The 21304-nt window shown below is 71.6% G+C and carries 20 protein-coding genes; 11 read left to right on the top strand and 9 right to left on the bottom strand.

From position 1 onward, the window contains the following. Positions 1-5: 5 nt before the first annotated feature. Positions 6-1121: a CapA family protein gene (locus CRP49_RS26135; RefSeq protein WP_097255596.1), complete on the top strand. Its 1116-nt coding sequence runs from the start codon at positions 6-8 to the stop codon at positions 1119-1121. Positions 1122-1157: 36 nt separating this feature from the next. Here the strand turns inward: CRP49_RS26135 and polX are convergent, their stop codons facing one another. The 4 genes from polX to CRP49_RS26115 form a co-directional block, all read right to left on the bottom strand. After that, complete coding sequence (polX, locus tag CRP49_RS26130) at positions 1158-2885, bottom strand: DNA polymerase/3'-5' exonuclease PolX (protein WP_097255595.1); 1728 nt, start codon at positions 2883-2885, stop codon at positions 1158-1160. A 34-nt stretch (positions 2886-2919) separates the two neighbouring features. Further along, on the bottom strand, positions 2920-3546 hold the full coding sequence (locus CRP49_RS26125; protein WP_097255594.1) for a cytochrome b/b6 domain-containing protein: 627 nt from the start codon (positions 3544-3546) through the stop codon (positions 2920-2922). After that, on the bottom strand, positions 3530-4258 hold the full coding sequence (locus CRP49_RS26120) for a molybdopterin-dependent oxidoreductase (protein WP_097255593.1): 729 nt from the start codon (positions 4256-4258) through the stop codon (positions 3530-3532). The genes CRP49_RS26125 and CRP49_RS26120 overlap by 17 nt, the downstream gene beginning before the upstream one ends. A gap of 93 nt (positions 4259-4351) precedes the next feature. Continuing rightward, positions 4352-5353 carry a hypothetical protein gene (locus tag CRP49_RS26115; protein ID WP_097255592.1) on the bottom strand — a complete coding sequence of 334 codons (1002 nt, stop codon included), beginning with the start codon at positions 5351-5353 and terminating at the stop codon, positions 4352-4354. Between the two features lie 271 nt (positions 5354-5624). Between CRP49_RS26115 and CRP49_RS26110 the strand changes: the two genes are divergently transcribed. Genes CRP49_RS26110 through CRP49_RS26095 form a run of 4 tightly spaced genes read left to right on the top strand, consistent with a single transcriptional unit; the run spans position 5625 to position 7807 of the window. After that, positions 5625-6533, top strand: coding sequence for a DMT family transporter (locus CRP49_RS26110; protein WP_179851752.1), 909 nt, complete (start codon positions 5625-5627; stop codon positions 6531-6533). A 33-nt stretch (positions 6534-6566) separates the two neighbouring features. After that, positions 6567-7082 (top strand): NUDIX hydrolase, encoded by a 516-nt coding sequence (locus tag CRP49_RS26105; protein ID WP_097255591.1) that lies wholly within the window; start codon positions 6567-6569, stop codon positions 7080-7082. A gap of 21 nt (positions 7083-7103) precedes the next feature. Next, entirely contained in the window at positions 7104-7496 is a 393-nt protein-coding gene (locus tag CRP49_RS26100) for a YidH family protein (protein ID WP_097255590.1), read from the top strand. Further along, entirely contained in the window at positions 7493-7807 is a 315-nt protein-coding gene (locus CRP49_RS26095; RefSeq protein WP_373560368.1) for a DUF202 domain-containing protein, read from the top strand. Before CRP49_RS26100 ends, CRP49_RS26095 begins: the two co-directional genes overlap by 4 nt. A 16-nt stretch (positions 7808-7823) precedes the next feature. Here CRP49_RS26095 and CRP49_RS26090 read toward each other — a convergent pair whose 3' ends face one another. Further along, positions 7824-8774 (bottom strand): NADP-dependent oxidoreductase, encoded by a 951-nt coding sequence (locus CRP49_RS26090; RefSeq protein WP_097255588.1) that lies wholly within the window; start codon positions 8772-8774, stop codon positions 7824-7826. A 114-nt stretch (positions 8775-8888) separates the two neighbouring features. On the opposite strand from CRP49_RS26090, the gene CRP49_RS26085 reads away from it, so the two are divergent. The 3 genes from CRP49_RS26085 (at position 8889) to CRP49_RS26075 (ending at position 11600) form a co-directional block, all read left to right on the top strand. Further along, entirely contained in the window at positions 8889-9188 is a 300-nt protein-coding gene (locus CRP49_RS26085; RefSeq protein WP_097255587.1) for a hypothetical protein, read from the top strand. 168 nt (positions 9189-9356) lie between these two features. Then, on the top strand, positions 9357-10379 hold the full coding sequence (locus CRP49_RS26080) for a phosphotransferase family protein (protein WP_097255586.1): 1023 nt from the start codon (positions 9357-9359) through the stop codon (positions 10377-10379). A gap of 6 nt (positions 10380-10385) precedes the next feature. Then, positions 10386-11600 (top strand): acyl-CoA dehydrogenase, encoded by a 1215-nt coding sequence (locus CRP49_RS26075; protein ID WP_097255585.1) that lies wholly within the window; start codon positions 10386-10388, stop codon positions 11598-11600. 60 nt (positions 11601-11660) lie between these two features. On the opposite strand, the gene CRP49_RS26070 is transcribed toward CRP49_RS26075, so the two are convergent. From CRP49_RS26070 to CRP49_RS26060, 3 genes are read right to left on the bottom strand one after another with little or no spacing between them, the layout of a single operon-like run. Continuing rightward, complete coding sequence (locus CRP49_RS26070; protein WP_097257535.1) at positions 11661-12254, bottom strand: TetR/AcrR family transcriptional regulator; 594 nt, start codon at positions 12252-12254, stop codon at positions 11661-11663. A 23-nt stretch (positions 12255-12277) separates the two neighbouring features. Further along, a complete protein-coding gene (locus CRP49_RS26065) occupies positions 12278-13963 on the bottom strand; it encodes a class I adenylate-forming enzyme family protein (protein WP_097257536.1) in 1686 nt (561 codons plus the stop codon). Next, positions 13960-14733 carry an SDR family oxidoreductase gene (locus CRP49_RS26060; protein WP_097255584.1) on the bottom strand — a complete coding sequence of 258 codons (774 nt, stop codon included), beginning with the start codon at positions 14731-14733 and terminating at the stop codon, positions 13960-13962. Before CRP49_RS26060 ends, CRP49_RS26065 begins: the two co-directional genes overlap by 4 nt. A 205-nt stretch (positions 14734-14938) precedes the next feature. Here CRP49_RS26060 and CRP49_RS26055 point away from each other — a divergent pair, with 205 nt between their 5' ends. Together CRP49_RS26055 and CRP49_RS26050 are read left to right on the top strand one after the other, a co-directional pair. Next, a complete protein-coding gene (locus CRP49_RS26055; RefSeq protein WP_097255583.1) occupies positions 14939-16165 on the top strand; it encodes an exo-beta-N-acetylmuramidase NamZ domain-containing protein in 1227 nt (408 codons plus the stop codon). An 80-nt stretch (positions 16166-16245) separates the two neighbouring features. Beyond that, entirely contained in the window at positions 16246-17520 is a 1275-nt protein-coding gene (locus CRP49_RS26050; RefSeq protein WP_179851751.1) for a serine-threonine protein kinase, read from the top strand. 18 nt (positions 17521-17538) lie between these two features. Here CRP49_RS26050 and CRP49_RS26045 read toward each other — a convergent pair whose 3' ends face one another. Beyond that, positions 17539-20328, bottom strand: coding sequence for a penicillin acylase family protein (locus tag CRP49_RS26045; RefSeq protein WP_097255582.1), 2790 nt, complete (start codon positions 20326-20328; stop codon positions 17539-17541). 256 nt (positions 20329-20584) lie between these two features. Between CRP49_RS26045 and CRP49_RS26040 the strand changes: the two genes are divergently transcribed. Beyond that, positions 20585-21187, top strand: coding sequence for a hypothetical protein (locus tag CRP49_RS26040; protein WP_094216756.1), 603 nt, complete (start codon positions 20585-20587; stop codon positions 21185-21187). Positions 21188-21304 lie beyond the last annotated feature (117 nt).

Raw genomic sequence — 21304 nt, 5'->3', positions numbered from 1 at the left:
GGATCATGCCCGAGGGGCTCGTCACCCTGTTCCTCGCCGGTGACGTGATGCTCGGCCGGGGCGTCGACCAGATCCTCCCGCACCCCGGTGACCCCGCCCTGCGGGAGGGCTATGTGCACGACGCCCGCGACTATGTCGCCCTGGCGGAGGCGGCGAACGGTCCGGTACCGCGGCCGGTGGCTCCCTCCTGGCCCTGGGGCGAGGCGCTGCCGGTGCTGGAGCGTGCGGCGACCGACGTGCGGGTGATCAATCTGGAGACGGCCGTCACCCGGGACGGCGACTTCGCGCCGGGCAAGGGAGTCCACTACCGGATGCACCCGGCCAACCTGCCCTGTCTCGCCGTGGCACGCCCCGACGTCTGCGTTCTCGCCAACAACCATGTGCTCGACTTCGGGCCGCCGGGCCTCGCCGAGACGCTGGACTCGCTGGCGGCGGCCGGGCTGCGCAGCGCGGGTGCGGGCCGGGACGAGGCCGAGGCCTGGCGGCCGGCGACCGTGCCGCTGCGGTCGGGCGGACGGGTGCTGGTCTTCTCCTTCGGGATGCCGTCCAGCGGAATCCCGCACAGCTGGGCGGCCGGCGCCGAGCGGTCCGGGGTTGCCCTGGTCGCCGCCCCGACCGAGGGCGCCGCGGCCGAATTCGCCGACCGTCTGCGGCAGTCCGGCCGGCCGGACGACATCGTGGTCGCCTCCGTGCACTGGGGTTCCAACTGGGGGTACGGCGTCTCCCGTGCCGAGGTCCGTTTCGCGCACGCGCTCGTCGACGCGGGCGTGAGCGTGGTCCACGGCCACTCCTCGCACCACCCGCGTCCGCTGGAGGTGTACCGGGACCGGCTCGTCCTGTACGGCTGCGGTGACCTCGTCGACGACTACGAGGGCATCGGCGGCTACGAGCGCTACCGGGACGACCTGCGGCTGCTGTACCTGGCCTCGCTCGAACCCGGCACCGGCCGGCTGACCGGCCTGCGGATGGTGCCGCTCCAGGCGCGCCGGATGCGTCTGGAGCACGCGTCGGCCGAGGACACCGCGTGGCTGCGCGCCACTCTGGACCGGTGCAGCCGTGATCTCGGCACCCGGGTCGAGAACGCGGACGACGGCACGCTCACGGTGCGGGCCCTGCGGTGAGACCGGGGGGTCGAGTCCGCCCGGTGCGAGTCGGGTTCAGGCGCGCCCGCTCTTGCGCAGGAACTTGCGCAGGCGGGTCAGGGGCCAGGTGTTGATCACGTCCTCCTTGGTGAGCCAGCCGCGCTGTGCGGTGCCGACGCCGTAGCGCAGCTGGTCGAGGTGGAGGACGGAGTGGGCGTCGGTGTCGACGGCGAACTTCACCCCGAACCGCCTGGCCCGCAGGATGTCCTCGTCGCGCAGGTCCAGCCGGTCGGGCTGGGCGTTGACCTCCAGCGCGGTGCCGGTGCGGGCGCAGGCGGCGAACACCTCGTCCCAGTCGGCGTCGACACCCGGGCGCTTGCCGACGAGCCGGGTGGTCGGGTGGCCGATGACGTTGACGTACGGGTTCTCGCAGGCCCGCACGAGCCGCCGGGTCATCGCCTTCCGGTCCAGGTCGAAGTGGGAGTGCAGGGAGGCCACGCACAGGTCGAATCCGGCCAGGAAGTCGTCCGGCCAGTCCACGTCGCCGTCGGGGCCGATGTTCAGCTCCGTGCCGTGCAGCAGCCGCATCCTGCCCAAGGTGCCGTCCAGCGCCCGCAGTTGCTCCCGCTGGGCGAGGATCTTCTCGTCGGTCATGCGCTGCATGTACAGGTTGGGTGCGTGGTCGGTGACCGCGTAGTAGGCGTAGCCGCGTGCGGCGGCGGCCTCCAGCATCGTCTCCAGCGGTGCGAGGCCGTCGGTGAGGTCCGTGTGGGTGTGCAGGTCGCCGCGGATGTCCCGCTCGGTCAGCACCTCGGGCAGCTCGCCGTGCAGGGCGGCCTCGATCTCCCCGCGGTCCTCCCGCAGCGTCGGCGGGATCCAGGGCAGGCCGAGCCGGTCGTAGACCTCCTCCTCCGTGCGGGAGGCGAGCGACTCCCCGCTCTCGGCGTCGAACAGGCCGTACTCGGAGAGCTTGAGCCCCTGGTGGACGGCGATGGTGCGGGTGCGGATGTTGTGCCCCTTGGAGCCGGTGAAGTACTGCAGCCCGGCGCCCCACGACGTGGGCGGCAGCACCCGCAGGTCCACCTGGACGCCCTTGTGGGTGCGGATCGACGTCTTCTTCTCGCCGTGGGCGATCACCTCCGCGGTCGACGGCAGCGAGACGAGGGCGTCCATGAAGGGTGCCGACCGGTTCGCCGCGACGAGGATGTCGATGTCGCCGATGGTCTCCCGCATGCGCCGCAGCGATCCGGCGTAGGCACAGCGCTTGCAGCCGGTCACCGCGGACAGTTCGGCGACGATCTCCTCGGCGGTGTCGAGGGCCAGGTGGACCGGGATACGGTCGCCCGCCTGCCGCAGCAGCTGGATCCCGTGCAGGATGTTCTCCTGCGTCTTCTCGCCGAACCCCTTCAGATCGGCCAGCGCGTCCGCCTCGATGGCCTTGGCCAGCTCGTCCACCGAGGAGATGTGCAGGTCCTCGTAGAGCCGCAGGGCCTTCTTCGGGCCGAGCGTGGGGATCGTGATCAGCTCCCGTACCCCGGCGGGGATCTTCGCCCGGCGCTCCTCGACCACGGCCATGGTGCCGGTGCGCAGGTACTCGATCACCTTCTCGGCGATCGACCTGCCCACGTTCGGGATCTCCTTCAGGCCGTCGGCGTCCAGCTGGGAGATGTCCGCGGGATGGCCGCCGATGGCACGCGCGGCCTTCTCGTAGGCGCGCGCCTTGAAGGCGTCGCCTCCCGTGATCGCGATGAGGTCCGCGTACTCCTGCAGGAGCGCCTCGACCTCCTCATTGGGCCGGGCCACCCTTCAAGTCTAGGAAGACACCGTTCGTGCGGCGTCACGGACGCCACAACGGGTGTTCCCGCTTCGCCCACTCCCTGCTCACCGACCCGGTCCGCAGTCCCCGGCGCGCCTCCGGATCGCCCAGTGCCATGCCGATGTGGCCGGCCAGGACCACGCCGATGGTCAGGGCCAGCCAGTCGTGGACGAAGGTCGCCGAGGTGCGCCACATCAGCGGGGTGAGGTGGGTGAACCACATCATCAGGCCGGTGCCGAGCATGACCAGGGTGGCCCCGGCGATCCAGGCCGCGTAGACCTTCTGGCCGGCGTTGAACTTGCCCGCCGGGCGGGACGAGTGGCGCTTGTCGCGGACGAGGGCCGCGCGCAGCCACATGCGGTCGTGCGGGCCGAAGCGGTTGAGGAACCGCAGGTCGGCTCGGAAGGCCCGGGAGGCCAGGCCCAGCAGGACGGGGACGGGCAGGGCCAGCCCGGCGCACTCGTGGATGCGTACGACCAGTTCGCGGCGCCCGACCAGCACGGCCAGCTGCGGGATGTAGAGGCAGGCCGCGGTGACCACGCACACGCCCATCAGCGCGGCCGTGGTGCGGTGCACCCACCGCTCGGCGTGGGTGAAGCGGTGGACGCGGGCGCTCGGCGGGGCCGGGGTCTCAGCTCGTAGGCTCATCGGTCCGTCCGTTCGAGCGGCCGACCCAGGCGTCGACGTCGTAGCCGAGCTTCTCCCAGTAGCCGGGCCGGACCTCGTCGGTCACGGTGATCCCGGAGAGCCACTTGGCCGACTTGTAGAAGTACATGGGGGCGACGTAGAGGCGGACCGGGCCGCCGTGGTCGTGGCCGATGTCCTTGTCCTGCATACGCAGGGCGACCAGGACGTCCGGGCGGCGGGCCTGGTCGAGGGTGAGGCTCTCGGTGTAGGTGCCGTCGAAGCAGGTGAAGCGGATGGCCTTGCCGGTGGCCTGGACGCCCGCGGCGTCCAGCAGGTGGGAGAGCCTTACACCCTCGAAGGGGGTGCCCGGCACCCGCCAGCCGGTGACGCACTGGACGTCCTTGACCAGCCGGGTCTGCGGCAGGGCGCGCAGGTCGGCGAGGGTGTAGGTGTGCGGGTGGTCGACCAGGCCGTCTACGGTGAGCCGGTAGTCGGCGGGGCCCTTGTGCGGGACGGACGCGGCGACCGAGTAGTAGCGGAAGCCGCCGCCGTTGGGCAGCAGGCCGGTCAGGCCCGTGGGGTCCTTGCCGGAGATGCTGCCGAGGAAGCCCTCCAGGCCGCGTTGCAGCACCGGCGCGGCCGCGACGCCGAGGGCGCCCAGGCCGAGGGTGCCGAGGAAGACACGGCGGCCGATCGGCCTGCCCTCCGGTTCCTCGGTCGGTTCAGGTTTCACCTACTCATTCGAGCACTTCCGGCCTTTCCCGGGCCAGGGTGTACGGCGGCCGGTCAGACTTCCGTAATCACTTCTCACCCATGTCCCAGGAAACTACGTCTCAGGAAACGCCCGGCCGAGTGCGCGGCAGCGGGCGGTGCGGAAGGCCTGCCACGCGTCGCGGTGCGGGTAGGACCAGGGGGCCCGGGTGGCGTGGCGGCCGATGCGCTGGAAGAGGGCCGCCGCCTCGGCCGGGCGGCCGGCGCAGGACATGGCGAACGCCAGGTGGTTGAGGTCGGTGTGGCGGCGGGGGTGGTCGTCGTGCTCCCACTCCAGCCACCAGTCGAAGGCCGCGCGCAGGATCCGGCGGGCCCGGGGGCCGGACCAGTGCCCGGAGCCGACCGGGTCGGCGGGGGCCAGCCCGGTGGCGGCCAGGACCCGGTAGCGCTCGGCGTAGGCGACCACCGGCAGGACGGCCAGCGGGGAGTCGGCGGGGGCCTGGGCGGCGGCCAGCTCGGCGAGGTCGTACACCTCGTGGGACTCGGCCCGGCCGCCCTGGGGCCGCTCGGCGAGCCGGGCGACCAGCAGGTGGTGTCCGTGGTGGTGCTCGGGGTGGCGCGCCCGGAGTTCCGCGAACGCGCGCAGCACCTCGTTCTCCGGGCCCCGGGTGCGGGCCAGCCGGAGCAGGCCGAGCCAGGGGGTGGGGTCGGCGGGGGCGAGCGCGGCGGCGGTGCGGCATGCCTCGCGGGCCCGCTCGGCGTCGTCCTTGCCGCGCAGGGTGCGCCGGACCAGGGCGAGGGCGTGCAGGGTGGCGGCGTCGGCGGAGCCGGGCTCGGCGAGCAGCCAGTCGTGGGCCCAGGCGGCGGCGTACGGCTCCCCGGCGAGCACGGTGGCCCGGTGACCCCGCCGGTCCCAGTCGTCGCCGGTGTGCAGCAGCAGCGAGCGGGCGACCTGCCAGCGGCCCTGGGTCAACGCGGCCCGGGCGGCGAGGAGTTCGGCGTCGCCGAGCGCGTCGTCGAAGCCGGCTTCTAACGCGCTGGAGTCGTCCGGGGCGGTGTCGCCGGACTGGTCCGTGGGGGCCCGGCGAACGCCGAGCAGAGGCGGGAGTGGGGTCACCGCAGGACTTCCTGATTCTCGGGCTGCCATCGACCGATCACGCACAGCAAACCCCCAGCCAAGGTTTGCGTCAAGCGGAACCCGGGTGTTACTGCGTTCAACCAACGTACGAGGAGGGGTACTTGAGCCAGGTGTGGCGTACGCCATGGCGCCGGAGCCCCGCTCGGCGCAGCATCGTGACCCAGTCAACTGCCCGGTTCCGGGCACTCTCCGGGGCAATGCGGCCCCGGGAGCGCTACAGTCGGCCACTACGCGTCCGTGGTCCGGCCGGATGATCGAGGTACGCAGCGTGTCCGTTCTGGTTCTCCTTCTCGCCGTGAGTGCGGCCTGCTGCGTCGGCTTCGGGTTCGTGCTCCAGCAGAACGTCGCCCAGAAGGCACCGCTCGGCGACTTCCTGTCGTTCCGGCTGCTGCTCGACCTGATGCGGGTACCGCGCTGGCTCGGCGGTATCGCCCTGATGGTGGCCGGCATGGCGCTGGGTGCCGTCGCCCTGGGCAAGGGCGAGATCTCCCTGGTCGAGCCGCTGCTCGCGACGAACCTGCTGTTCGCGCTCGCCCTCTCCCGCCACCAGACCAGACAGCCCCTGGGGCGCCAGGGCTGGACCGGCCTCGCGCTGCTCGCGGGCGGCGTGACCGCGTTCATCATGGCGGGCGAGCCGCGCGGCGGCAGCGCGGTCGCCGACCCGGTGCGGCACTGGCTGATCATCGGCGCGATGCTCGGCGCGGCCATGGTGCTCACGACGTACGCCAAGCGGTCCCGGCTGAGCTGGGGTCCGGTGCTGCTGGCCACCGCCGCCGGGCTGCTGTACGGCGTACAGGACGCGCTGACCCGGGTGAGCGGCACCCGCTTCGCCGAGGGCGGCTTCACGGAGCTGTTCACCGGCTGGCAGCCGTACGGTGTGCTCGCTCTGGGCGTCACCGGTCTCGTCCTGGTGCAGAGCGCCTTCGAGACCGCTGAGCTGCGCATGTCGCTGCCCGCCCTCACCGCCGCCCAGCCGCTCGCCGGCATCCTGTGCGGCGTGGGCTTCCTCGGCGACCGGCTGCGCACCGACACCGGGGCGCTGGCCTGGGAGGCGGCGGGGCTCGCGGCGATCGTCGGGGGCATCGTGCTGCTCGGGCTGCACCCGGCGATGCCGTGCGGCGCGGAGACGGAGCCCACGAGGGACCTCCAGGCACGCTGAGCCCCTGCCCAGGGGTCCTGCTTGGATACGGGCATGAACCCTGCTGACGAGATCCTCGACATCGTCGACGAGCACGACCGGGTCGTCGCCCAGGCCGCGCGCGGCGAGGCGTACGCCAAGGGCCTGCGCCACCGGTGCGTCTTCATCCAGGCCCGGGACGCGGCCGGGCGGCTCTTCGTGCACCGCCGCACCGCGACCAAGCTGGTGTTCCCCGCCCTCTACGACATGTTCGTCGGCGGGGTCGTGGGCGCCGGCGAGTCCTACGACGAGGCGGCGCTGCGGGAGGCGGAGGAGGAGCTGGGCGTCACCGGTCTGCCCCGGCCGGCGTACCTCTTCAAGTTCCTGTACGACGACGGGGCCGGGAACAGCTGGTGGTCGGCGGTGTACGAGGTGCGGTGCGACCTTCCGGTACGGCCCCAGCCGGAGGAGGTCCAGTGGCACGACTTCCTGCCCGAGGACGAGGTGGAGCGGCGGCTCACCGAGTGGGAGTGGGTGCCGGACGGGCTGGCGGCGTACGAGCGGCTGAGGGCGCTCCGGTCGGCCCGGTGACACCCCGGTAGGGTCCTGCGCGTGATCGAATTCGTGCGGAACGTCCGGCTCTGGTTCGCCCCGGAACAGGTACGGGAAGAGGGCAGCACCCCCGACTACCGGTTCTCGCTGGCCAACGAGCGCACGTTCCTGGCCTGGCTGCGGACCGCCCTCGCGCTGATCGGCGGGGGCTTCGCGGTGGACCAGTTCCTGCCGGACCTGCGCTGGGCGTGGCGGGTCGGCCTGGCGCTCGCGCTGCTCGGCGCCGGTGTGCTGTGCTCGCTGCGGGCGGTGAACCACTGGGTGCGCTGCGAGCGGGCGATGCGGCGGGGCGAGGACCTGCCGGCGTCCCGGTTCCCGGCGGTGCTGAGCCTGGTGGTCGCGGTGGTGGCCGTCGCGATGGTCGTGGTGGTGCTGGTCGGATGGGCGGGGTGAGCACCGAGGCCCGGGATCCCGGGCTGCAGCCGGAGCGCACCCGGCTGGCCTGGCGGCGTACGACGCTGTCGAGCACCGTGGCGGCCGTGCTCGCCGTGAAGACCGCGCTGCACGGCGGGGCCTCGGCCCTCGGCGTCGCCCTGTGCGCCCTGTGCTGTGCGCTCTGGCTGGGCTTCCTGTGGGTGGCCCACCGCCGGATCCGCGCGCTCACGACGAGCCCGCGCCCGGCCGCGCTGGCACCCCGGCACGCGACGGCGGCGGTGCTGTGCACGGTGGCGATGGCCGCGTGCGCGGCCGTCCTCGTGTTCTAGGCGGTTTCCGGGCGGCTCAGGCGACACCTTCCTCGCTCTCCCAGTCCACCGTGACCACGATCTTGCCGCGGGTGCGCCCCTCCTCGCTCAGTCGGTGCGCGTCCGCCGCCCGCTCCAGCGGGAAGGTCTCCTGGACGTGTACGGACACGGTCCCCTGCTCGGCCAGCTCGGACAGCTTCCCCAGGTCCGCGGCGTCGGGGCGGACGAAGCAGTAGCGGCCGCCGTAGCTCAGCACCTCGGCGTCGGCGATGGACGCCAGCCGGTCCTCGGGAGCGAGCAGGTTGGCGGAGGTCCTCAGCGTGTCGCCGCCGACGGTGTCGAAGACCGCGTCCAGACCCTCGGGAGCCAGTCCGCGCACCCGTTCGGCCAGGCCCTCGCCGTAGGCGACCGGCTCGCCGCCGAGGCCCCGTACGAAGTCGTGGTTGCGCTCGCTCGCCGTGCCGATCATCCGGGCGCCCAGGTGGACGCCGATCTGGACGGCCAGCGAGCCGACCCCGCCGGCCGCCGCGTGCACCAGCACGGTCTCGCCCCGCTTGACCTCCAGCGCCTTCACGAGGACCTGGTAGGCGGTCAGCCCGGCCAGCGGCAGCCCGGCGGCCTCCTCGAAGGACAGGTTGCGCGGCTTGCGGGCCAGCGTGCGCACGGGCGCGGCGACGTACTCGGCGAAGGTGCCCCGGGACAGGAAGTCCTCGCGGACATAGCCGATGACCTCGTCGCCGACGGCGAACTCCGGCACCGCGACACCGGGCTGCACCACGACCCCGCTCACGTCCCAGCCGGGGACGACGGGGAAGACGGCGTCCAGGACGGTGTCGAGATAGCCCTCGCGGCACTTCCAGTCGACCGGGTTGACCGCCGCCGCGCGCACCTTGACCAGCACCTCGTCCGGGCCGACCTTCGGGTCGCGGACCTCCCCGTACTCCAGCACCTCCGGTCCGCCGTAGCGGCTGTAGCTGATGGCCTTCATGCCCTCGACCCTCCGGGGTACTCGCACGCCACGCAACCCGTATGCCCCGATATGTACCGTCCGCGCGCGTAGCCTGTCGGTCGTCACCGTTCCGCACCCCCCGAAGGTGAACCCATGACCACCCTCCACCAGGAACACACCGAGCACGGCACCCACAGCCACGGCCCCGGCTGCGGGCACACCGCCGTGCCGCACCTCGACCACCTCGACTACGCACACGACGGCCATCTGCACCGCGAGCACGGCGGCCACTGGGACGAGTGCGAACCGGCCGGCCACACCGCGCACGCGGGCCACGAGCACGTGCACCACGAGGAGTGCGGGCACGCGCAGGTGCAGCACGGCGACCACGTCGACTACCTGCACGACGGGCACCGGCACGCCGAGCACGGGGACCACTGGGACGACCACTGACCCTCGTCGCACCACGGCCGACGGCTCCCCGGGCAGCGCGCGGGGAGCCGTCGGCCTATCGTGGCTCCGGTCACGTTTCGCGCCACGTTCGGCACTTGCACTGGACGACATACCGACCGGTCGGCATCATGAGTCCTGTTCTTGTTCAGCCGTTCGTAGGAGTGATGTATGAGCGCCGACCACCCGCCCGGACTCGATCTCGACCGGCTGCACGGCCTGCTCGACCGTGAGCGGCCCGGTCTGGTGAACGGCCCGCTGACCGGACGGCTGATCGAGGGCGGACGGTCGAACCTCACCTACGCGCTCTCCGACGGCACCTCGAAGTGGGTCCTACGACGGCCCCCGCTGGGCCACGTCCTGGCCACCGCGCACGACATGAGGCGCGAGCACCGGGTGATCAGCGCGCTGCACCCGACGGACGTGCCGGTCCCCCGCCCGGTGCTGCTGTGCGAGGACGAGGAGGTGCTGGGCGCGCCGTTCTACGTCATGGAGTTCGTCGAGGGCACCCCGTACCGCACCGCCCAGCAGCTCGCCCCGCTGGGCGCGGAGCGCACCCGGAACGCGGTGCTGTCCCTGGTGGACACGCTGGTCGGACTGCACGCGGTGGACCCCGCCGAGGTGGGCCTCGCGGACTTCGGCCGGCCCGAGGGCTTCCTGGACCGCCAGTTGCGCCGCTGGGGCAAGCAGCTGGACGCCTCCCGCAACCGCGAGCTGGCCGGCATCGACGAGCTGCACGCGGCCCTCGGACGCGCCCTGCCCACCTCCCCCGCGCCCGCCGTCGTGCACGGCGACTACCGGCTGGACAACGTCCTGATCGGCGACGACGACCGGATCAAGGCGATCCTCGACTGGGAGATGTCGACGCTCGGCGATCCGCTGACCGACCTGGGTCTGCTGGTGATGTACAGCCAGCCGCTCGGGATGCCCGAGTCGCCGGTGTCCACGACCGCGGAGGCCCCCGGGCACCCGTCCCCGCAGGAGCTGATCGAGCGGTACGCCGCGCGCTCCGGGCGCGATGTCTCCGCCGTCTCCTGGTACACGGCGTTCGCCTGGTTCAAGCTCGCCGTGATCCTGGAGGGCATCCACTACCGGTACACGCTCGGCCAGACGGTCGGGCGCGGCTTCGACCGCATCGGCGAACTCGTGCCCGTCTTCATCGACCACGGACTGACCACTCTTCAGGAAGGCTGACCGGACATGGACTTCGCGTTCGACGCGCGTACGGAGGAGCTGCGCGGCAAGCTGCTCGCCTTCATGGACGAGCACGTGTATCCGGCGGAGGCGGTGGCCGAGGAGCAGCGGGCCGCGCTGGCCTCCCCCTGGGACACCCCGGCCGTGGTCGAGGAACTGAAGGCGGAGGCGCGCAGGCAGGGCCTGTGGAACCTCTTCCTGCCGGACACCGAGTACGGCGCCGGGCTGACGAACCTCCAGTACGCGCCGCTCGCCGAGATCACCGGCCGCTCCCCGCAGCTCGCGCCCACGGCGCTCAACTGCGCGGCGCCGGACACCGGCAACATGGAGGTGCTCGCCCAGTTCGGCGACGAGCAGCAGAAGAAGCAGTGGCTGGAGCCGCTGCTGGCCGGTGAGATCCGCTCGGCGTTCGCGATGACCGAGCCGGACGTGGCCTCCTCCGACGCCACCAACATCACCACGCACATCGAGCGGGACGGCGACGAGTACGTCGTCACCGGCCGCAAGTGGTACATCTCCGGGGCGATGAACCCCGACTGCAAGATCTTCATCGTCATGGGCAAGACGGACCCGGACGGGACGGACATCCGGCGCCAGCAGTCCATGGTCCTGGTCCCGCGCGACACCCCGGGCGTCACCGTCCGGCGCGCGATGCAGGTCTTCGGCTACGAGGACCACTACCACGGCGGCCACGCCGAGGTGATCTTCGACCACGCGCGCGTGCCCGTCGCCAACCTGATCGGCGAGGAGGGCGGCGGCTTCGCCATCGCCCAGGCCCGCCTCGGCCCCGGCCGGATCCACCACTGCATGCGGCTGATCGGCATGGCCGAGCGGGCGATCGAGCTGATGTGCCGCCGGGCGGTGTCCCGTACGGCCTTCGGCAAGGCGCTGGCCCAGCAGGGCGTGGTCCACAACTGGATCGCGGACGCCCGGGTGACGGTCGAGCAGCTGCGGCTGCTGGTGCTGAAGACGGCCTGGCTGATGGACACGGTCGGCAACAGGGGCGCGCACACGGAGATCCAGGCCATCAAGATCGCCACACCGCGCGCGGTGGTCGACATCATCGACCGCGCGATCCAGCTGCACGGCGCGGGCGGTGTGAGCCAGGACTTCCCGCTGGCCGAGCTGTACGCGGGGGCACGCACCCTGATGATCGCGGACGGCCCGGACGAGGTGCACCAGCGGTCGCTGGCGCGGCGGGAGTTGAAGAAGTACCTGTAGAAGGCGTGTGTAAGGGGCGGTAGCCATGGGCGACCGCCCCTTACACGTATGTCCGCGAGGCTACGGCCGCAGCGCCCGCAGCAGCAGGTCGGCGAGGTGATCGGCGACCTGCTGGGGGGTGAGGGGGCCGTCCGGGCGGTACCACGTCGACAGGTGGTGCACGGAACCGAAGTGGTAGTCCACGACCAGGTCGGCGGGGGTCGCCGTGGAGAAGACGCCCTCGCGCTGGCCCTCCTCGATGAGCGCGCGGAACTGCTCGTGGTAGCGCCGGCGCTCGGCGCGCACCTGCTTGTTCTTCTCCGGGCTCAGATGGTGCATGGAGCGGAAGAAGATCATCGCGTCGTCGAGGCTCTCGATGGTCGTGACGACCACGTCCGCCGCTGCGCCTCTGAGCCGCTGCTCCACCGGCGCGTCCATGGTGGAGAAGTGATCCAGCCGCTCCTGCTGGACTCGCAGCACGCGCGCGTACACCTCGTGCAGAAGGTCGTCCTTGGAGCCGAAGTAGTGGTACAGCGCCCCCTTGGTGACGCCGGCCGCCTCAACGATCTCCTGCACCGAGGTGCGGTCGTAGCCCTGCTCGGCGAAGAGGCGGGTGGCGGCGTTCAGCAGCCGCTGCGGAACGGGCGTCCCGTCTCCGTCCGTCGTCCTGGGCACTGCCGCCACCTGCCTTTCCGTCGTTACTGCTGATTGTCGTGGGCGTGATTGTCCTGGGCGCGGGAACGCAGTTCCCGACGGAGGATCTTCCCACTCGTCGTCTTGGGCAACTCGGGCAGGATCTCCACCTGGCGCGGGTACTTGTACGCGGCCAGTCTCTCCTTGCAGTACACCGCGAGTTCATCCGGGTCCGCCTCGGCGCCCGGGCGGAGGCTGACGTAGGCCCTGACGGTCTCCCCGCGATAGCCGTCGGGGGCGCCGACGACGGCCGCCTCGCGCACCGCCGGATGGGTGTAGAGGACGTCCTCGACCTCGCGCGGCCACACCTTGAAGCCGGACGCGTTTATCATGTCCTTCTTGCGGTCGACGACGTAGAGCCAGCCCTGTGGGTCCATGAAGCCGATGTCGCCGGTGCGCAGCTCGCCGTCCGGGAAGGTCTCGGCGGTGGCCTCGGGGCGCCGCCAGTAGCCCGGGACCACCTGGGGCCCTCGTACGACGATCTCGCCCTGTTCGCCGAAGGGCACCTCCGCGCCCTGCTCGTCCAGGATGCGCACGACGGTGTCGGCGCCGGGCAGGCCGACGGCCAGCGTCCCGGAGACGGGGTCGACCGGAGACTCCAGGCCGGGCGGGACGGCCGCGGCGGCCCCGCTGCACTCCGTCAGCCCGTAGCCGGTGCGGATGTACCGGCCGCAGCGGGCGCGGAACTTCTCGACCAGGGCGGGCGGCACGGGGGCGCCGCCCGAGGCGATGTTCACGAAGGAGGCGAAGTGCTCCGGGGTGGCGTCCGGGTGGGCGGCCAGCGCCATGTAGGCGGTGGACGGGCCGACCGTGTAGTGCGGGCGGTGCTCGGCGAAGGCGTCCAGGACGACGCCGGGCTCGAAGCGGTAGGCGAGCACCAGGGTGCCCACGCTGTTGAGGCAGGTCGCGAACTCGCTGACCATCCCGGTGATGTGGAACAGGGGCGCGAGCGCGTAGTAGACGGGCGCCTCGGGCAGCGCGAGCCCCGTCCGCTGGCGCTCGGCGTTGTGCATGATGTTGCCGTGCGTGTTGGTGGCGCCCTTCGGGGTGCCGCTGGTGCCCGAGGTGTAGCTGATCAGCGCGATGTCGCCGGGGCGCGGGTCGCGGCCCTCGGGCGCCTTGCCGCCCTGCCGGGCGACGGCCACGAGGTCGTCGGCGTCGGGGGCCTGGGGCAGCCGCTCGAAGGTGAACACGCGCGCGTCGTCCCGCGTCTGGAAGTCCAGCTCGCACGCGGTGAGCACGATCCGCAGCGGCGAGTCACCGGCCGTGTCCCGCAGATACGACTCCCAGGCCCGGTCGGTGCAGACCAGCGCGGCGACCTCGCCGTCCCGCAGCACATGGGCGACCTCGGCCGACTTGTACATGGGGTTGACGGGCACCACCGTCGCGCCCGCCTTCCAGGCGCCGAGGACGGCCAGGACGAAGTGCGGGGAGTTCTGCAGCAGGACGGCGACCCGGTCGCCCCGCTCCAGACCGCGCCCCGCGAGGTGGGCGGCGACGGAGTCGCTCAGCTCGTCGACCTCGCGGTAGCTCAGCCGGGCGTCGAAGTAGGCGAGGAAGGTCCGGTGGGGGGCTGCGGCGACCGCGTCACGCAGGGCGTGCACGAGCGAATCGGCGGGCTCGATCGGCCCCCGCTGGACCTCGTTGAGCAGGGCCAGCCAGGGCCGCGCCGCGTACGGGGAGGCGCTCACCGGGTGGCCTCCCACTTCTGCTGGACGCGGTTCATGCCGGCGAGCCAGCGGTCGGGCGTGGTGGCCCGCGCCTGGTAGTACTCGGCGACCTCGGGGTGCGGCAGGATCAGGAAGCGGTCCTCCTCGATGCCCTGGAACAGCGCCTCGGCGACCGCCGCCGGCTCGATCGCGGTCGGCTGCAGCACCAGGTCACCGGCGCTGCCGGTGGCGGCCAGCATGTCGGTGCGGACGCCCTGGGGACAGATGGCGTGGACCTTGACACCCCGGTGGCGGTACGTGAGCGACAGCCACTCGGCGAAGGCCAGCGCGCCGTGCTTGGTGACGCTGTAGGAGGGTGCGCCGATCATGGTGAGGAGCCCGGCGGCCGACACGGTGGAGACGAAACGCCCACGGCCGCGCTCCAGCCACTCCGGCAGCAGCGCGTTGGCCGCCCGGACATGGGCCATCACATTGACGTCCCAGGACAGCGCCCAGGCCTTCTCGTCGAGCGCCTCACCGGCACCCGCGTCCTCGAAGGCGACACCGGCATTGGCACAGAACACGTCCACGCTGCCACCGAGCGCGTCACGGGCGTCACCGACGATCGCGGAGGCGTCCCCCGGCACGGCGGTCCCACCGATCTCGTCCGCCACCGCCTTGGCCTTGTCGGCATCCAGGTCGTTCACCACCACTCGGGCCCCCTCCGCAGCGAACCTACGGGCGAGCGCGGCCCCGATCCCCCCACCCGCCCCGGTGACGACCACTCCCGCATCCTGCACGGTTTCCACCATCGGTCTCCTTCGACACGACTTCGCGCGGCGCGCATCGGCTCTGGCGCTCCAGACTAACCAGTCGGTATGTAGGTAGGGAAGGGTCGGCTCGTCAGGGGCGCGGGGCTGTATCGATGTGCGGCTCCGCCGCGTGGGCGCGATCAACCACAGACGGCCCGCAGCCTGCCACACTGCCTGCGGGAGCGCTCAACGTGGAGGTCACCCCATGCACCTGTCCAGAAGAGCCTTACTCGCAGCGGCCACAGCAACCGCCTCGCTCGGAGCAACACCGGCAGCAGCAGCCGATCACCCAAGCACAGGCTTCGAAAGACTCGCAGCCGACGGATACGCCCTCCTCAGCGGCCAGCGCGTCGGCGTCGTCACCAACCCCACGGGCATCACGAGAGACGCCAGCCACATCGTCGACGTGATGCACACCGACCCCCGCGTAAAACTCACCGCAGTCTTCGGCCCAGAGCACGGCTTCCGCGGCACCGCCCAGGCCGGCGGCTCCGAGGGCCGCTACGACGACCCGGCGACCGGCCTGCCGGTCTACGACACGTACCTGAAGAGCGGCCGCCCCCTCGCCGACATCTTCACCGCCTCCGGCGTCGACACGATCGTCTTCGACATCCAGGACGTGGGCGCCCGCTTCTACACGTACATCTGGACCCTGTACGACTGCATGGAGGCGGCCCAGCTCGCCGGCAAGCGGTTCGTCGTACTCGACCGCCCGAACCCGGTGACCGGCCGCTCCGCCCAGGGTCCCGTCCTGCACAAGGAGTTCGCCACCTTCGTCGGCCGGCAGCCCGTCGCGCAGGCGCACGGCATGACGGTCGCCGAGCTGGCCCGGCTGTTCAACGGGGAGTTCCTGAGCGCGCCCGTCCCGCTGGAGACCGTCCTGATGACGGGCTGGAAGCGCACGCGGTTCTACGACGCCTCCGGTCTGCCCTGGGTGCCGCCGAGCCCGAACATGCCGACCACGGACACCGCGCTGGTGTACTCGGGCACCTGCATGTTCGAGGGCACCAACCTCTCCGAGGGGCGCGGCACGACCCGGCCCTTCGAACTCCTCGGCGCCGAGGGCGTCGACGGGCGGTGGGCCGCCGCGGTCAACGAACTCGGGCTGCCGGGTGTGCGGTTCCGGGAGGCGTACTTCACGCCCACCTTCTCCAAGTTCCAGGGCAAGACCGTCGGGGGCGTGCAGATCCATGTGCGGGACCGGGCCGCCTACGACCCCGTGCGCACCGGGATCGCGTTGCTGGTGACCGCGCGGAAGGTCTGGGACGGCTTCGCCTGGCGGTCGGACAACTGGATCGACAAGCTCACCGGCTCCACCCGGGTGCGGACGATGATCGACGCGGGAGCGGGCACGGACGAGGTGGTCGCCGGCTGGCAGGAGGAGCTGGCGGCTTTCCGGAGTGTTCGAAAGGAATATCTGCTCTACAAGTGACCCGCGCTGTATGGCCAACTCTGCTCCGCCGCAGGACGATACGCCCACATCGCATCGTTCGGGGGACGAGGGAGCCTTGCATGGCGGATCCTGGGATGAGCGTGACTCCCTACTGGGAGCTGACCTTCGATGCGGACGGGGACGTGGACGGCCCCGAACGCGACCGGCTGCTGGCGCAGGTCACGGACCAGGGCGTCCGTGACCTGATCGTCTTCGCGCACGGCTGGAACAATGACCGCTCGGGCGCCACCAGGCTGTACCGGAGTTTCTTCGCCCCGATCCCGAAGCTCGCGCCGAGGGCGCGGATCGGGTACATGGGGGTGATCTGGCCGTCGATGCGGTTCTGCGACGAGCCGATCCCGGACTTCCCCGGCTCCGCGCCGACTCTCGCGGCGGGCCCGGCGCTGGACCCGGACACCCGGCGCGCGCTGCTGAAGACCTTCCCGGACCGGGCCGACGTGCTCGACCGACTGGCCCGGATGCTGGACGAACAGCCGGGCGGGGACGAGGGGTTGGCGCAGTTCGGGCAGCTGGTGCGGCAGCTGGTCGGGACACCGCAGCCGCTCGCCGCGGCGGACACCTCGCAAGAGGGCGAGCCCGTCGCGTTCAGCCGGGACACGGAGACCGCCTGCGAGGAGTTCGCCCACGCCCTGACCGGGGCGCGCGCCGACTTCAGCCTGCCGAACCCGTGGGAGGGCGCCAAGGAACTGCTGCGGCAGGCGACGTACTACACGATGAAGCGGCGGGCCGGGAAGGTCGGCGAGCACGGACTCGGGCCCTTCATCGGGCAGTTGGCCCATGCGGCTGCCGGTGTGCGGGTGCATCTGGTCGGACACAGCTTCGGCGGGCGGCTGGTGGCGTTCGCGCTGCGCGGGCTGCCCGACGGAGTGCGCACGGTGAAGTCCGTGACGCTGCTGCAGGGAGCCTTCTCGCACTATGCGTTCGCGGCCCGGCTGCCCCAGGAGCCGGACACCGCGGGGGCGCTCAAGGACCGGCACCAGCGGATCGACGGCCCGCTGGTGTGCTGCTACTCGCACTTCGACGCGGCGCTCGGCACCTTCTATCCGCTCGCCTCGCGTCTCGCGGGGGACGACAACTCGCTCCTGGGCGTCGACATCGCGGCCGTGCTGGGCCCCGAGTGGGGAGCCATGGGGCACGACGGAGTGCAGGCGGTACCGGGCACCACGAAGCTGGACCTCGCCGCGGCTCTCAACGGGGCGCTGCCCGGCTCGGGCTGTGTGAACGTCGACGCGTCCGCGGTCGTCCACCGCGGGGGTCCGCCGGCCGGGGCGCACAGCGACATCGTGCACCCCGAGCTGGCGCGGGTGGTGCTGGCGGCGGGCCGCATCGCCTGACCCGCCGCCGTCCGGACGTCACCGGTGTGACGTGTACTCCACGACCTGCTGGAAGGTCGGCCGGTTCTGCCAGCTGATCTTGCCGTGCTTGATGCCGCCCAGGGTGCGCTGGACGATCGAGTCGGCGCACCACTGGTCGCCGGCCGAGCACTGGTCGTCGCCCGGGTAGACCTGGGCGGCGGTCAGGCCCGCGGCCTGCTTGAGGGTGCTGATCAGGGTGTCCCGGCAGGCGCTGAGGCTGCCGCCGCCGCAGTACTTCTGCGCGAGACCGCCCTGCACGGACTCGCCGAGCACCGCCCTGATGTCCTTGTCGACATAGCTCCACCAGCCGTACTGGAAGGAGCTTCCGGCGTGCGAGCCGGTCGGGCCGTGGCCGGCGGACGGGGCCTCGTCCACGGGCAGGTTGGCGGTGAACGCGCCGTACAGATCGCTGCCCAGGCCGGGCTCGAACTCCGCCTTCACCAGCAGCGGCCACCACGCGTCCAGGATGCGGATCGCGTCGGCGTTGGCGTACGTCTTCGAACCGGCCGAGGTCTCGGTGCGCTTGGCGCCCGCGGTCACCCAGGCCTGGAGCTTGCTCACCGCGTCGGCGGCCGTCGAGTCGGTCACCGGGGAGGAGTTGACCACCTTCAGCAGCTTGGGCAGCACGTCCTCGGCGCGCAGGTCGGCGAGGGCCGCGTTCGCCATGGCCTGCACCAGCTTCGTACGGGTCACCCCGCCGGCCGCGACCAGCTTCTTCACCCGGTCCTCGAGGAGGTTGCCGCGGTGCACGGACCCGTCGCCCCAGGACGCGGTCGTGTAGTCCTTGGCCTGCTTGTTGTTCCAGGAGATGTAGTAGTCCTGGTCGACGGAGTTGGGGTGCGCGGCGGCCGGGGTGTAGTCGGCCGTGTTGGTGGCCGGGTCCCAGTTCCGCCACTCGTACGCCTGCTGCCCCCACACCGGGAACTCGGCGTCGACACCGCTCGCCCGGACCGGGTTGTCACCGCTGTTGTAGTACGCGGTGTGCTGGGAGTCGGCGTAGAACCAGTTGAAGGTGTAGTTGATGTGCTGGGCCGCGCTCTGGAAGTCCTTCGGGCCCTTGACGTAGTCGGGGTCGTTCAGCATTTGGAAGCCGATGATCGAGTCGGCCTCGTGCAGGTAGGAGGAGCGCAGGGTGGTGTAGGCGACCTTCTTGCCGCCGACGGTGGCGCGGTACTCCACGGGTCCGTACTTCGTCCGCCACACCCGCATGGTGTACGACCCCGCCGCGGTGCCGTCGGCGGTCGTCGGCTTCCACGCGTTCTTCTGCTCGACCTTGTCCATCGCGGTGCAGGTGCCGTGGTACAGGTAGTGGTAGTCGTCCTGGCACAGCTCGACGGCGTAGGTGTCGATGATGTCCTGGCCCGAGGTGGTCGCGCTCCAGGAGTAGTCCTGGCCGCGGCCCAGCTCGACGTACATGCTCAGGCCGGCGAAGGAGGCGCCGCGGGCGCTGATGCCCGGGCCCTGGATCTCCTGCAGCATGAGCAGCTGCGGGGCGAAGTAGCCGGTCTGCGGGCCGAAGACGGCGATCGGGTGACCGCTGGCCGTGTACTTGCCGCTGACCACGAGGGCGTTGGACATCCCGCGCTTGGCGGAGCTGAGGGTGGTCTTGGCGGCCGTGGCGGACGTGCTCTTGGCGCTCGCGGTGGCGGCGCTGCCCGTGCGGTCGTAGACCAGCGGCTCCTGGGTCACCGAGCCGGGGTCGGGCAGGGCCTCGCCCTGGGGGTCGTCGGGCTTGGACGCGTACGGGAAGCTCTCGCCGTTGTGGACGGTCAGGACGGCCTCGGCGTCGTTGCGCTCGCGGAAGGACTCCCAGGCCTTGGTGCCCTGCTCCACGCCGTACTTGGACTGGGCGGCGATCAGCGAGAGGGCGTTGTTGACCTCGCCGCCGCCTCCGGAGCCGAACAGCGAGCCGATGACGGAGCCGAGCGCCACCAGGTCGGCGATCTTGAAGTGGTCGATGGTGCCGGCGTTGGTGATGGAGTCCTTGTGGCCGGTCAGGACGTACTCGCCGGGGAAGTAACGGCCGCTGTCGGAGGCGTCGATGTAGGAGTTGATGCCGTCGAGGTAGGCGTTGGCGTCGGCGAGGGCCTGCTGGCCGCGGGCGCCGTTCTTCGCGATGGCGTTGTCGATCTGCGCCTGCAGGTCGGCCTCGGTGTACGGCGCGTTGCGGTAGAACTGCTGCTCAAGCCCCTGGTTGGCGGCCGCGCCGCCGGCGAACGTGGTCAGCTGGCCGCGGCCCACGTGCCGGAACACGTCCATCAGCCACAGCCGGTCCTCGGCGGCCGCGTACCCGGCGCCGAACTCGGTGCCGTACCGGGTGGTGCCTGTGATGTGCGGCACACCGGCCTTCTTGTCGCGGACGATCGTCACGTCACTGCGGCCGGCCGGCTTCTCGGTGGAGGCGACCTGGTCGGAAGGGACGCCGAACGAGGCGTCGTTGAAGAAGGTGTTGATCTTCGCGTCGGTGAGCCCCGAGTAGCCGGTCGCCAGGTTGGCGTACGGGCCGAGCTGGTCCTCGGCATGGGAGGGCTGGGTGCCGAAGGCCTGGTTGAGCAGGATCTGGGCGAGGGTGGCGTTGCCGTTCTCGCCGGGCGGCAGGATGTCCGAACACTGGCCGCCGCAGTAGTCGTTCGAGGCCGTGGCGCTCTTCGCCGCCGCTGCCTGGGTGAGCGGGGAGAGCACTCCTGCGATCAGAACGCATACGGATGCCGTCTTCAGGAACCCGGTGAGCCTGCGGGGAGTTCTCAGTTTGTCGAACAACACGTTGCGTGGGGTGCGCCGTGGCATGGCAGCTCCTCCCGACGGGGGTGGGCCGGACGTTACCGCCGGTATCCCCGGGATTGAAGATGAACATGCGTCAAGTTTTGGAGTCACCAGGACCGGTGCCCGGCGGTCAACCCGGGGCGCCTTATGGGAGGGCATCGGAAATCGGATGGAGCCGGATCGCGTGTCGATACGTCTACTCGGCGACGTCGCGCGAAAGCCGTACGGCGACGCCGAAGTGACCGAAGTGCGGACGCAGGTGTGACGGAGGTGCAAGGCGATGGCCGGATTCCGAAGTCTGGCGAGACAGGTGCGCGATCCGCGGTGCGATCTGGCACTGCGACGCTACTCACTGCGCAAGTGCCTGGAGCGGTTCGCTCCTTACGGGCACCGGGCCACCTGGGACCATCTGTGCTCCCGGGCCGGTTTCGGTCCGGAGGACCGCTCCCCCGACCCGGCGCGGCTCGTGGCCGCACTGGAGGAGCTGGAGGAGGCGCGCGGCGTCTGGCTCGCCTATGAGGGCGAGTTCGCCGAGCGCCGCAAGAAGGAGAAGCACGACGGGCTGCGCCGGCCGGGCACCGTGGACGACTGGCACCGGCTGACCTGGGGCGGGTTCGGGGTCGCCTGGTGCGACGACCCACGGGTCCACCCCGACGAGCCCCTGGCCGAGGTGCTGCGCCGGCTGATCGCCGCCCTGGAGCGGGAGCCGGGCTCGGCCTGCCCGGTGTGCGGCGGTGAGCGCCTCGTGTGGAAGTACGACCTGGACCACGAGCCGTCGTCCGGCCCGGTCTGCACGGACTGCGGGATCCTCGTACCCCGGCCCGTACTCACGCCTCAGGCACTGGCGTGCGCCGGGCGGGGACGGCTGCTGATGTCGGCCTGATCTGCAGGGGGGTGGAATCGGGGGGTGCGCAGGGGATGCCGCGCCCCTTGCCTGGACGTGCCGTCGGGCGTTGCGGAACATGCCACGGGTCGCTGTCAGTGGCGGCTGGCACCATCG

The organism is Streptomyces sp. Ag109_G2-15 (genome assembly GCF_900215565.1).
GTDB lineage: Bacteria > Actinomycetota > Actinomycetes > Streptomycetales > Streptomycetaceae > Streptomyces > Streptomyces diastatochromogenes.
This window is presented reverse-complemented; position numbering and strand designations above follow the sequence as displayed.

What these genes read in the sequence shown, in the direction of transcription:
- CRP49_RS26135 (WP_097255596.1), top strand. Translation starts at nt 6, where the DNA reads ATGCCCGAGGGGCTCGTCACCCTGTTCCTCGCCGGTGACGTGATGCTC.
- CRP49_RS26125 (WP_097255594.1), bottom strand. Translation starts at nt 3,546, where the DNA reads ATGAGCCTACGAGCTGAGACCCCGGCCCCGCCGAGCGCCCGCGTCCAC.
- CRP49_RS26110 (WP_179851752.1), top strand. Translation starts at nt 5,625, where the DNA reads ATGATCGAGGTACGCAGCGTGTCCGTTCTGGTTCTCCTTCTCGCCGTG.
- CRP49_RS26105 (WP_097255591.1), top strand. Translation starts at nt 6,567, where the DNA reads ATGAACCCTGCTGACGAGATCCTCGACATCGTCGACGAGCACGACCGG.
- CRP49_RS26090 (WP_097255588.1), bottom strand. Translation starts at nt 8,774, where the DNA reads ATGAAGGCCATCAGCTACAGCCGCTACGGCGGACCGGAGGTGCTGGAG.
- CRP49_RS26085 (WP_097255587.1), top strand. Translation starts at nt 8,889, where the DNA reads ATGACCACCCTCCACCAGGAACACACCGAGCACGGCACCCACAGCCAC.
- CRP49_RS26080 (WP_097255586.1), top strand. Translation starts at nt 9,357, where the DNA reads ATGAGCGCCGACCACCCGCCCGGACTCGATCTCGACCGGCTGCACGGC.
- CRP49_RS26075 (WP_097255585.1), top strand. Translation starts at nt 10,386, where the DNA reads ATGGACTTCGCGTTCGACGCGCGTACGGAGGAGCTGCGCGGCAAGCTG.
- CRP49_RS26060 (WP_097255584.1), bottom strand. Translation starts at nt 14,733, where the DNA reads ATGGTGGAAACCGTGCAGGATGCGGGAGTGGTCGTCACCGGGGCGGGT.
- CRP49_RS26055 (WP_097255583.1), top strand. Translation starts at nt 14,939, where the DNA reads ATGCACCTGTCCAGAAGAGCCTTACTCGCAGCGGCCACAGCAACCGCC.
- CRP49_RS26050 (WP_179851751.1), top strand. Translation starts at nt 16,246, where the DNA reads ATGGCGGATCCTGGGATGAGCGTGACTCCCTACTGGGAGCTGACCTTC.
- CRP49_RS26045 (WP_097255582.1), bottom strand. Translation starts at nt 20,328, where the DNA reads ATGCCACGGCGCACCCCACGCAACGTGTTGTTCGACAAACTGAGAACT.
- CRP49_RS26040 (WP_094216756.1), top strand. Translation starts at nt 20,585, where the DNA reads ATGGCCGGATTCCGAAGTCTGGCGAGACAGGTGCGCGATCCGCGGTGC.